A 12,333-nucleotide genomic window follows, 5' to 3' on the forward strand; every position below is an offset into this window, starting at 1 on the left:
TATCAAGCTAATATCATGAATATACTTCAACGATTTAAAATTGATCCATTCTTGCTGACTTTGATTTGCGTTGTGACTACAGCAAGTATTTTTCCATGTAAAGGACAAGCAAAAGTGTTATTTGAAAATCTTACAACTTTTGCTATTGGTCTATTGTTTTTTATGCATGGTGCAAAACTGTCGTTTGATGCGATAATTGTTGGTATAAAAAATTGGCGATTGCATCTGTTGATATTTACTACTACCTTTGTAGTATTCCCTATTTTAGGGGTGATGATGCAGGTACTGGTTCCAACTTTTTTATCAGAAGATCTTTATTTAGGCTTTGTATATCTTTGTGTCCTACCAGCTACCGTTCAGTCAGCCATTGCCTTTACATCAATTGCAAAAGGCAATGTTGCTGCTGCAATCTGTAGTGCTTCTGCATCGACCCTATTAGGTGTCTTTATCACACCGGTATTAGTTGGATTATTAATTCATACTCAAGCTGCTGCTTCAATGAATATATTAGATGCCATTGAATCTATTATGCTTAAACTGATGGTGCCATTTATTGTCGGTCATTTATCAAGACGTTTTATTGGTAAATGGGTTGATAAATATAAAGGTGTAATTTCTAAGACCGATCGTATATCGATATTATTAGTTGTTTATGTGGCTTTTAGTGATGCAGTGGTTAATGGTATTTGGTCGAAAGTCAGCTTTTTATCTCTTTTAGAAATCATTGTGTATTCAATCATCTTATTAACTATTGTGTTATTAATTACGACTTATAGCTCGAGATTCTTGGGTTTTAACAAAGAGGATGAAATTACTATTGTATTTTGTGGCTCTAAAAAAAGTTTAGCGAGTGGTATTCCAATGGCTAGTGTAATTTTTCCTATGTCTATAACAGGCATAATAATTTTACCGCTAATGATTTTCCATCAAGTACAATTAATGATCTGCGCTGTTTTAGCTTCTCATTACGCGAAAAGAAAAATATAAAAATTGTTTTGCTCATTGGGTTATTCTCAAGGATAATAGAAGCGCTATTAACAACAGAAAGATATATTATGTTTCATCTATTTGCTGATTTAGAATTTTCTACGATTATATTACTAGTTTTAGCGCTATTTTTTGTTCTTTTTTATGAGGCAATTAATGGATTTCATGATACCGCAAATGCAGTTGCGACAGTAATATATACTAGAGCATTAAAAGAACAGCTCGCTGTTTTTATGGCTGGTATGTTTAACTTTTTTGGGGTATTACTTGGCGGGCTTAGTGTTGCTTATGCAATCGTTCACCTTTTACCTACTGATTTATTACTTAATGTAAGTTCTTCTCATGGACTTGCGATGGTCTTTTCAATTTTATTTGCTGCTATCATTTGGAATTTGGGTACTTGGTATGTAGGTATTCCTGCTTCTAGTTCTCATACTTTAATTGGTGCAATTATTGGTGTTGCATTGGCCAATGCATTTATTATGGATACATCAATCATTGATGCACTTAATATTCCAAAAATGATACAAATCTTTCTATCATTAATCATTTCACCAATTGTTGGTCTTGTTATCGCTGGATTAATGATTTTTTTATTACGAAAATATTGGACCCGTAAAGGTCAAGGTAAAAAACGTAGTAAAAAAAGAGAACGAATTTTTATGACACCAGAACAGCGTGAAAAGCTATATGGTAAAAAGAAACCGCCATTTTGGATTCGTATTATGCTTATTATTTCAGCCGCTGGTGTAAGTTTCTCGCATGGCGCAAATGATGGGCAAAAAGGTATTGGTTTATTGATGTTAGTATTGATGGGCATTGCACCCGCTGGTTTTATTGTTAACATGGGGGCATCAACCTATGAAATTACCAATACCAGAAATGCGATTCATAATATTGAAGAGTACTTTATCACTCATAATGATGATCTCAATACAGTAATTGGTAAACAGTCAGCAGTTGATACTGCAACTCCTGAAAATGATTTAAATAAATATCATTGTGATTATTCTCGATCCTTCACTACGTTAAGTATTGCTAACAATTTGTTCAATAAAATTAACGATTATGGTTCGCTTAATGTAGATCAACGTTCTCAAACTAGACGTATTTTATTATGTTTATCTGATACGGTATCTCATGTTGCTAAACAACCAAATGTATCAGCAGAAGATAAACAGTACCTAAAATCATTAAATAATGATTTATTAAAAACAATTGAATATGCACCAATTTGGATAATTATCGGAGTAGCTTCAGCACTTGCAGTTGGCACAATGATTGGTTGGCGGCGAGTAGCTATTACTATTGGTGAAAAGATTGGTAAAAAGGGAATGACCTATGCACAAGGGGTTTCAGCTCAAATTACTACAGCGTTATCAATTGGTATAGCAAGCTATACAGGAATGCCTGTATCGACAACACAAGTCCTTTCTTCATCTGTTGCCGGTACGATGATTGTCGATGGTGGAGGAGTGCAAAGTAAAACGATAAAAAATATTGCATTAACCTGGGTTCTTACTTTACCTATTTCAATTTTGTTATCTGGGTCACTTTTTTGGCTTGCTCAAAAATTAATTTAGTAGTAAAAAGGAAGAATAAAATCTTAATTAGAGCGTCAAAATAGGAAGGAGTGAATATTATGGCTTATAAACACATTTTAGTCGCAGTGGATTTATCACCTGAAAGTGAAGTTCTTGTTGAAAAAGCAGTCTCAATGGCTAGACCATATAATGCTCAAATATCACTCATTCATGTGGGCATCAATTACTCTGACCTTTATACAGGCCTAGTTGATATTAATATGAATGATATGAAAGATCGTATCACTGAAGATGCACATATTGCATTAAATAAATTAGCTGATGATGCAGGTTATCCAATTGCACATACTCTTTCTGGTAATGGTGAATTTGGACAAGTATTAATTGAAGCTATCCACGAATATGGTGCAGATCTAGTTGTTTGTGGTCATCACCAAGATTTTTGGAGTAAATTAATGTCTTCAGCACGCCAGCTAATTAATAATACCCATATCGATACATTGATTGTTCCTTTGAAAGATGATGAGCCATCCGAAGAACCATCTAAATGAAACATACGATATGAACCCGCCTTGTAGCGGGTTTTTTTATATATTTTTATCTAAAATTTAGATAGTTATATTTTCAAACAAGTTGTATATATTTGGGCACCTATTTTTCTTTTCATTCAATATCGTTATACACTTGTAATTATTATGAAGGAGATTGGATATGAATATTGCTTTAGTTACTGGTGCTTCTTCTGGCTTTGGTAAAGCAATTTGCCGAAAACTTATTATTGATGGTTATAAAGTAATTGGTGCAGCCAGACGACTTGATAAATTACAAAAACTTGCACAAGAATTAGGTGATAATTTTTTACCGCTAACTCTTGATGTGACAAAAAAAGACTCGGTTGAAACAATTTTGTTACAGCTGCCTAAAGAGTTTCAGCCTATCGATATATTAATTAACAATGCAGGATTAGCTTTAGGTTTAGCACCAGCATATGAAGCTGATTACAATGATTGGGAAACAATGATTGAAACCAATGTCATTGGATTAGTGCATTTAACATATCAAATATTACCTGGCATGGTAGAGCGTAACTATGGTTATATTATTAATCTTGGATCAGTTGCCGGTACATATCCGTATAAAGGTGGAAATGTTTACGGTGCAACAAAAGCATTTGTTAAGCAGTTTAGTGCTAATTTAAGAACAGATTTATTGGGTAAAAAAATCAGAGTAACAAATATCGAACCCGGATTATGTGGAGGAACAGAGTTTTCCAATGTCCGATTCCATGGTAATGACGAAAAAGCTGCTGCGGTTTATAAAGATGTGGATTTTATTACACCAGAAGATATTGCCAATACCGTCTCATGGTTAGTTAATACACCAAATCATTTTAATGTGAATTCAATTGAAATTATGCCGGTCGCACAAGCTTCGGCAGGGTTATCAGTTTGCAAAGAAGTTTAAGGTGAAATTAAATTACCATTATATGATACCGAGGTTTTAAAAGAATAATAAAAAAGTGAATTGAAAAACAAAATAGACTTGCACTTATGTTAATGGATTGCTATTCTTCTTACTTGTGATTTTGATTGAGGTTTTAGCAATGACATTTTCAGAAGTAACAAAAACATTTGCGACAAGCTTACCTGGTACCGATTCGTATGTAAAACTACGTAAGGCTATGAGGTCATTAATCCAAGAAGATCCGAATAACGCATCGGTTTACTTTTTAATCTTTGGATTTGCTCGCACTTATGTGATGTTATATGAAGATCAGGAAGTTTCACCACAATTTGCTGAAGACAATCAAAAATTAATGTTATCGTATCTCAACATACTTGATGAGGCATTACAAAAACAAAATGCCGAAAGTATCTATCAAGCCTTAAATAAGGTAGTGAATGAATACGAAAACAGCAAAAAGGTATTTTAATTATTTACAGCCTGACATGAAAATGTCGGGCTGTTTTGTTTAGGGTTTAGTTAAGGAAAAATAATGAAAATGGTAATGATGATTTCAGGCATTATTAGTACCACCGGCACTATTATGAAATATAGGGCGGGTTGATTTTTCCTTAAAAATATCGAAAAACCCGCCCCCAAAGGCGGGTTTTTTACTTTGTGAAATAAAAAAGTTCTTAGATAGAAATTAAAGTAAAAAGAATTCAAGATTTTAGTTTTATCAGTATTTTTTAAAAATTGCATTTTGAATTATCATTGGCATAAGTTAGAAAAATAAGTAAGGTGTGATATGAAAGTTTTAAAATTTGGAGGAACATCTGTTGCCAACGCAGAACGTTTTTTGCGTGTAGCAGAGATTATTGAAAATAATGCTAAACAAGAACAAACGGCAACGGTTTTATCTGCACCAGCTAAAATTACTAATCATTTAGTGGCAATGGTTGAAAAAACCATTGCAAAACAAGATATCCAAACTAATATCTACGATGCTGAAAAAATCTTTGCAGACTTACTAGAAGGTATTTCGAAAGCGGTACCTAATTTTGCCTATGAAGAAATGAAAAAGTTTGCTCTAGATGAGTTAAATAATGTTAAACAACTATTACAAGGTATTCGGCTATTAGGTCAATGTCCGGATAGTATTAATGCAACTATCATTTGTAGAGGTGAAAAACTTTCGATTGCAATTATGCAAGAATTGCTTAAAGCGAAAGGTCATGCTGTAACAGTTATTAACCCAGTGGCAATGTTGATTGCTGAGGGGGACTATTTAGAATCTACAGTTGATATTGTCGAGTCATCGCATCGAATCAGTGAAATGCATATACCTCCAGAAAATATAATTTTGATGCCAGGGTTTACCGCTGGTAATGAAAAAGGAGAATTAGTTGTTCTTGGACGTAATGGCTCTGATTATTCAGCTTCAGTATTAGCAGCGTGTTTACGTGCCAATAGCTGCGAAATTTGGACTGATGTTGACGGAGTTTATACTTGTGATCCTCGAATTGTCCCTGATGCTAAATTACTAAAAACGATGTCTTATCAAGAAGCTATGGAACTATCGTATTTTGGTGCAAAAGTGCTTCATCCAAGAACAATTTTACCTATCGCTCAATTTCAAATTCCATGTTTAATTAAAAATACTAATAATCCAGATGCTGCAGGCACGTTAATCGGCGCTAATGTTGTTGATAGCTCAACACCAGTAAAAGGTATCACTAATTTAAATAACATGGCTATGATTAATGTATCAGGTCCAGGATTAAAAGGCATGGTAGGTATGTCAGCGCGTGTTTTTTCCGCTATGTCTTATGCTGGTATTTCTGTGGTACTTATTACGCAATCATCATCTGAATATAGTATTAGTTTTTGTGTGCCTCAAACCGAACTCTACCGAGCTGAAGAGGCATTAAGTGAAGAATTTTACTTAGAGTTAAAGGATGGCTTACTTGAACCAATTGAAGTTATCGAAAAATTAGCAATTATCTCAGTTGTTGGTGATGGTATGCGTACTTTACGTGGTTTATCGGCTAATTTCTTTACTGCATTAGCCCGAGCCAATATTAATATCGTAGCAATTGCTCAAGGCTCATCGGAACGCTCAATCTCGGTCGTTGTTGATAATGATGTTGCCGTAATGGGTGTACGTGTGACGCATCAAATGCTATTTGGTACTGACAAAATGTTAGATGTGTTTGTTATTGGTGTTGGTGGTGTTGGTGGTGCATTGGTTGATCAAATTGGTCGGCAACAAAAATGGCTTAAAAACAAACAAATCGATTTACGTGTTTGTGGTTTATTTAATTCCAAACACGCTGTTCTTAATCGGGATGGTATTGATTTAACAAATTGGCGCGATCAAATAAAACAAAGCGAGACCAATTATACTTTAAATAGCATTATTGATTTTGCTAAAAATAACCGGCTCCTCAATCCAATTTTAGTCGATTGTACTTCAAGTAGTGATGTATCAGATAAATACGTCGATTTTTTAGCTAATGGATTTCATGTTGTAACGCCAAATAAGAAAGCTAATACAAGTTCGATGGCTTATTACCATCGTTTACGGCAAGAAGCAGCTAATAGTAAGCGAAAATTTCAATATGATACTAACGTTGGTGCAGGTTTACCTGTGATAGAAAATTTACAAAATCTGCTTAATGCTGGTGATGAATTAATCAAGTTTTCAGGGATTTTATCTGGATCATTGTCTTTCATTTTTGGTAAGTTAGACGAAGGTATGTCATTGTCAGAAGCAACTAAATTAGCGAAAGAAAAAGGTTTTACCGAGCCTGATCCTAGAGATGACTTGTCAGGAACAGATGTCGCAAGAAAGCTATTAATTTTAGCTCGGGAGGCGGGATTACAACTAGAACTTGATCAAATTAAAGTGGAGTCAGTATTACCAGCTGAATATTCTAAAGGTAGTATCGATGAATTTATGGCAAAACTACCACAATTAGACGCTCAATTTAAAGAAAAATCAGAAAAGGCAGCTAAAGAAGGAAAAGTGTTACGTTATGTTGGTAGTATTGATGGAAACCAATGTAGCGTTAAGATAGAATCTGTTGATAATGATGATCCACTTTATAAAGTTAAAAATGGTGAAAATGCTTTAGCATTTTATACTAGGTACTATCAACCAATTCCATTAGTATTACGTGGTTATGGTGCTGGTAATGACGTTACAGCTGCGGGTGTGTTTGCCGATATTTTACGAACCACATCTGGAAAAATTGGAGGCTAAATGAGTCAAAAATCATTAACTGTGTATGCACCTGCATCAATGGCAAATATTAGTGTTGGCTTTGATATTTTAGGTGCAGCAATCAATCCAATTAGTGGTGCGATGTTGGGCGACTGTATTACTATCGAGTCTGCAACTGAGTTTAGCTTTACCAGCCAAGGTCAATTTGTTAAAAATTTACCAAAGGATCCCAAATTAAATATTGTTTATCAATGTTGGCAGCGTTTTTGTAAAGCCATGGGGAAAACATTACCGATAAAAATGACGCTTGAAAAAAACATGCCTATTGGTTCTGGATTAGGTTCAAGCGCTTGCTCTGTTGTTGGTGCTTTTGTTGCGTTAAATAAGTTTTTTAATGAACCATTTAATAAATTTGAATTGCTCTCCATGATGGGCGAACTTGAAGGCTGCATTTCTGGTAGTGTGCATTATGATAATGTTGCTCCTTGCTATTTAGGTGGAATGCAACTTATTCTCGACGAAATGGGCATTATAAGTGAGTCAATACCTCATTTTGAAAATTGGTATTGGGTGATGGCTTATCCTGGTATTAAAGTTTCTACAGCTGAAGCTCGAGCAATATTACCAGCTCAATATCAAAAAGCCGATTGTGTCGCGCACGGTCGTTACGTAGGTGGTTTTTTACATGCTTGTTATACTAAACAACCAAAACTTGCAGCAGCAATGTTGATTGATAATATTGCAGAACCTTATCGTAAACAATTGCTACCTAATTTCGATGAAACACAAAAAAAGGTCAAACAACTTGGTGCACTAGCCTCGGGTATATCAGGCTCAGGGCCGACGATGTTTGTGGTGGCCGACAACCTTGAAACTGCGCAGCAGATTGAGTCGTTGTTAAAAAGTTCTTATCTACAAAATGAAGAAGGTTTTACTCATATTTGTAAAATAGATCCACAAGGTGCAAGAGAGATTTAAGTTATTAAACAAAACAATAATATTAAATCAATAAGAAAACAATTAAAGCATAAAAGAATTGGAACACATTATGAAACTGTATAACTTAAAAGATCATTCAGAGCAAGTTAGTTTCGCGCAGGCGGTACAACAAGGTTTAGGGAAAGAACAAGGTCTATTTTTTCCAGAACAATTGCCAAAATTTTCATCTGCAGAAATAGAAGCACTTTTAAAAATGGACTTTATCACACGTAGTGCCAAAATCTTATCGGCGTTTATTGGCAATGAAATTAGCGATAATGATATGCATCGATTAGTGCAAAACGCATTCCAATTTCTAGCTCCAGTTAAATCAGTAGAAGATGATATTGGAACATTAGAACTTTATCATGGCCCAACATTAGCATTCAAAGACTTTGGTGGACGCTTTATGGCTCAGGCTTTAGTCCAAGTGGCAGCAGATAAAAAGATTACTATCTTAACAGCAACCTCTGGTGATACTGGTGCTGCTGTCGCCCATGCGTTTTATCACTTACCCAATATTCGTGTAGTGATTTTATATCCGGAAGGTAAAATTAGTCCGTTACAAGAAAAACTATTTTGTACTTTAGGCGATAACATTCACACAATTGCTATTCAAAGTGATTTTGATGCCTGCCAAGCTTTAGTTAAAAAAGCGTTTGATGATGAAGAGCTAAAAACTACAATAGGTTTAAACTCAGCTAACTCGATTAATATCAGTCGGCTTTTAGCTCAAATTTGCTATTATTTTGAGGCTTATGCACAGCTTACGCCAAAACAACGCGAACAATTAGTTATTTCAGTACCAAGTGGTAATTTTGGTGATTTAACTGCTGGTTTACTAGCTAAAACGATGGGGTTACCAATTAAACGCTTTATTGCTGCTACTAATGCTAATGATACGGTTCCACGTTATTTAGAAACAGGAATATGGGAACCCCATAAAACTGTGGCAACATTATCAAATGCTATGGATGTTAGTCAGCCAAACAACTGGCCAAGAATCGAAGAAATTTATAAACGAGAAGGTTGGGTACTGAAATCATTAGGGCATGCTGCTGTTTCTGATGCAGTTTCCGTAGAAACGGTTCAGGAATTAGATAAAAAAGGATATTTATCCGAGCCTCATGGTGCTATTGCTTATCGTGTATTACGAGACCAGTTGCAAGAAGGGGAGTATGGTTTATTTTTGGGTACAGCTCATCCAGCTAAGTTTAAAGAAGTAGTTGAGGATATCCTTGGCCGATCAATCTCACTACCACAACCTCTGGCTGAACGAGCTGATATGCCTTTACTTTCTCACCATATGCCTGATGATTTTAATAAATTACGTGATTTCTTAATCTCATTGACATGGTAAATTCAATTCCCGTCACCAGATTGGTGACGGTTTTTAGCTTTTTTGAATTACAAGTTAATTAATAGAGCTAGTTTATATTACTTTGTTGATAACTTGTTTAAATGGCTAATTTCGGCTATTGTAATGTAAGTTAAAACGTTATCAGGATATATTTATGCACTGTCCGTTTTGTAATGCAGATGATACAAAAGTTATTGATTCTCGTTTAGTTGGTGAAGGGTTTCAGGTTCGTCGTCGTCGACAATGTGTCGAATGTAATGAACGTTTTACGACATTTGAAGTGGCTGAATTAATTATGCCTAATGTTATTAAAAGCAATAAAGTTCGCGAACCTTTCAATGAAGATAAACTCCGCAATGGTATAAAACGAGCACTAGAAAAACGCCCTGTTAGTTTTGATGCAATTGAAGATGCAATTACTCGAATTAAATCGAAACTGAGAGCAACAGGAGAAAGGGAAGTACCGGCCAAATTAATTGGTAATTTTGTTATTGAAGAGCTTAAAAATCTCGATAAAGTTGCCTATATTCGTTTCGCATCTGTCTATTTTAGCTTTGATGATATTGAACAATTCAGTAATGAAATTGCTAAGTTACAACAAAAGTAATCCTCATTATGACTATGAATAAAGATCAATTTTATATGCAGCAAGCTATTGAGCTTGCTAAACTTGGTCGCTTCACTACTACCCCTAATCCTAATGTCGGTTGTATCATTGTTAAAAATGATCACATCATTGGTAAAGGTTTTCATATGAAAGCTGGTTTACCTCATGCAGAAGTCTATGCATTAAAAATGGCCGGTGATGAAGCTAAAGATGCTACGGCTTATGTAACGCTAGAGCCTTGCAGTCATTATGGAAGAACGCCTCCTTGCGCAGATGCACTGGTTAAATCGGGAATTAAACGAGTTGTTATTGCTATGCAGGATCCTAATCCTAATGTCGCAGGACAAGGTATAAAGAGATTAACTGATGCAGGCATTGAAGTTTGTGTTGGCGTGTTAGCTGATCAAGCCGAAGCCATTAATAAAGGCTTTTTAAAACGGATGCGAACAGGTTTGCCATTTGTACAACTAAAAATGGCAGTTTCTTTAGATGGTAAAATAGCTATGGCATCAGGCGAAAGTAAATGGATAACCTCCGTTGCGGCAAGACAAGATGTTCAGCAATATAGAGCTCAGGCAAGTTGTATCTTAAGTACCAGAAAAACAGTTCAGGAAGATAATGCAAGTTTAACGGTTAGATATAATGAATTACCTGATTCAATTAAAGAAATTTACCCTTCTACCGAAATTCGTCAACCTATACGAGTGATAATCGATAGCAAAAATCAAATGACGGGTGATGAAAATATCTTTAATCAGCCTGGTGAAACTTGGTTGGTTAGAAAGCAAAATGTTCTAATATCATCACCAAATACAAAACTTATCATTGAATCATCAAACAGTCATCAAATCGACTTATTAGAATTATTATCCATATTAGCCAAGCAGCAAATAAATTCTGTATGGGTTGAAGCTGGATCTCATTTAGCCGGTGCGCTAATTGAGCAAAATCTCGTGGATGAGTTAATCATCTATTATGCACCTAAATTACTTGGTCATAATGCACAAGATATGTTTGTATTACCTCACTTACAAAAACTTTCGTTAGCACCTCAGTTCCGATTTGAATCTGTTGAAATGGTGGGTGATGATCTGAAAATAATGTTGAGGAACGGGGTTTTTTGATAACTTTTATTTAAATATATTGTGCTATTTAATAATTTTTGAGTTGTTAATATTCTATTTTAACGATTAACTATATCTCTGTAATTTAAAAATAAAGTACAAACTGAGTATATTTTTACACTACTTAATCGGTTCAGTTCCTTTCTAGGGTTTATCGTTTACAACTTGTATGATAAATTTTATCTGTTTTTGAGTTAGGTATTTATCTTTTAACATAGGATGTGAAATGGCTAAAGTATCTTCGGCACAATTAAAGCGGCGATTGGAAATTGCTGCGATTGTGCGCAAAAATGGAGAAATAAAAGTTGATGAGTTATCTGACATGCTACAAGTTTCTCATGTAACTATTCGTCAGGATTTAACATATTTAGAACATCAAGGGTATTTAAAACGTTTTTTTGGGCGAGCAATCTATATTTCGCCTGAAGATTTTATTAGCAATTCAAATAGTGTGTATCCAAGTCGTTTGGCATCATATCTTAATACTGATAATAGTGATGTTAATTTAGTAAAAAGCTGTCTAAATTATATTGAAGATGGTGATACAATTTTTTTAAGTCATGGTCATTTAATTCGAAAATTGATCCCTTTTCTGCATAATAAAAAATCATTAACAGTTATTTTAAATGATATTAATAACGCGAAACTCATTAGAGAATTCTCAGATGCAGAAGTGATTCTTGTTGGTGGTTTTTTAATAAATGGTAATGTACTACAGCATCCTAACTTTTCATCATCTATATTAACGCAATTCCCAATATCACATTTTATATTCGAATTCGCAGCTATTAATACTAACAATTATTTAGCTATTCAAGATATTGAACATCAAGAACTTTATCAACAGATATTAAAAAGTTCAGATCATTCTATAGGTATTTTACCACCAAGAATCAGCAGTAATGATAATCATACTATTGGTAAATTAAAAAACATGGATGTTATTATTTTATCCCGCTCCGCTGTTAATGAATATCATCAACTATTGCTTAATTCTAATTTTAAACAACATACAACAACTAAATATTCTGTGACTTACCATAATGCATTGGAGGCCTAATTAA

Annotated in this window: 11 protein-coding genes; all 11 read left to right on the forward strand. The window is 34.5% G+C overall.

Annotated features, from left to right (window positions below; all coding sequences use genetic code 11):
- Positions 1 to 15 precede the first annotated feature (15 nt).
- The 11 genes from J3U09_RS05735 to J3U09_RS05785 all read left to right on the forward strand — a co-directional run bounded on the left by J3U09_RS05735 (position 16) and on the right by J3U09_RS05785 (position 12,329).
- The gene (locus J3U09_RS05735) at positions 16 to 987 is read left to right on the forward strand and encodes a bile acid:sodium symporter family protein (protein ID WP_065562471.1); all 972 of its coding nucleotides are present in this window, start codon (positions 16 to 18) and stop codon (positions 985 to 987) included.
- Between the two features lie 68 nt (positions 988 to 1,055).
- Positions 1,056 to 2,570, forward strand: a complete 1,515-nt coding sequence (gene pitA, locus J3U09_RS05740; protein ID WP_065562346.1) for an inorganic phosphate transporter PitA — start codon at positions 1,056 to 1,058, stop codon at positions 2,568 to 2,570.
- A 59-nt stretch (positions 2,571 to 2,629) separates the two neighbouring features.
- A complete protein-coding gene (gene uspA, locus J3U09_RS05745; protein WP_065562345.1) occupies positions 2,630 to 3,082 on the forward strand; it encodes a universal stress protein UspA in 453 nt (150 codons plus the stop codon).
- A gap of 160 nt (positions 3,083 to 3,242) precedes the next feature.
- The gene (locus tag J3U09_RS05750; protein ID WP_267357494.1) at positions 3,243 to 3,995 is read left to right on the forward strand and encodes an SDR family oxidoreductase; all 753 of its coding nucleotides are present in this window, start codon (positions 3,243 to 3,245) and stop codon (positions 3,993 to 3,995) included.
- A 139-nt stretch (positions 3,996 to 4,134) separates the two neighbouring features.
- Complete coding sequence (locus tag J3U09_RS05755; protein WP_065562343.1) at positions 4,135 to 4,464, forward strand: hypothetical protein; 330 nt, start codon at positions 4,135 to 4,137, stop codon at positions 4,462 to 4,464.
- A 318-nt stretch (positions 4,465 to 4,782) separates the two neighbouring features.
- Positions 4,783 to 7,239, forward strand: a complete 2,457-nt coding sequence (thrA, locus tag J3U09_RS05760; protein WP_267357496.1) for a bifunctional aspartate kinase/homoserine dehydrogenase I — start codon at positions 4,783 to 4,785, stop codon at positions 7,237 to 7,239.
- Complete coding sequence (gene thrB, locus J3U09_RS05765) at positions 7,240 to 8,178, forward strand: homoserine kinase (RefSeq protein ID WP_220225132.1); 939 nt, start codon at positions 7,240 to 7,242, stop codon at positions 8,176 to 8,178.
- A gap of 70 nt (positions 8,179 to 8,248) precedes the next feature.
- Complete coding sequence (gene thrC, locus J3U09_RS05770) at positions 8,249 to 9,538, forward strand: threonine synthase (RefSeq protein ID WP_267357497.1); 1,290 nt, start codon at positions 8,249 to 8,251, stop codon at positions 9,536 to 9,538.
- Between the two features lie 154 nt (positions 9,539 to 9,692).
- The gene (nrdR, locus tag J3U09_RS05775; protein ID WP_034882816.1) at positions 9,693 to 10,145 is read left to right on the forward strand and encodes a transcriptional regulator NrdR; all 453 of its coding nucleotides are present in this window, start codon (positions 9,693 to 9,695) and stop codon (positions 10,143 to 10,145) included.
- A gap of 14 nt (positions 10,146 to 10,159) precedes the next feature.
- Positions 10,160 to 11,269, forward strand: coding sequence for a bifunctional diaminohydroxyphosphoribosylaminopyrimidine deaminase/5-amino-6-(5-phosphoribosylamino)uracil reductase RibD (gene ribD, locus J3U09_RS05780; RefSeq protein WP_416380048.1), 1,110 nt, complete (start codon positions 10,160 to 10,162; stop codon positions 11,267 to 11,269).
- Between the two features lie 226 nt (positions 11,270 to 11,495).
- Complete coding sequence (locus tag J3U09_RS05785; protein ID WP_065562338.1) at positions 11,496 to 12,329, forward strand: DeoR/GlpR family DNA-binding transcription regulator; 834 nt, start codon at positions 11,496 to 11,498, stop codon at positions 12,327 to 12,329.
- The last annotated feature ends 4 nt before the right edge of the window (positions 12,330 to 12,333 follow it).

This window comes from Gilliamella sp. B2889 (assembly GCF_026536885.1).
Taxonomy (GTDB): Bacteria; Pseudomonadota; Gammaproteobacteria; order Enterobacterales; family Orbaceae; genus Gilliamella; species Gilliamella apicola_E.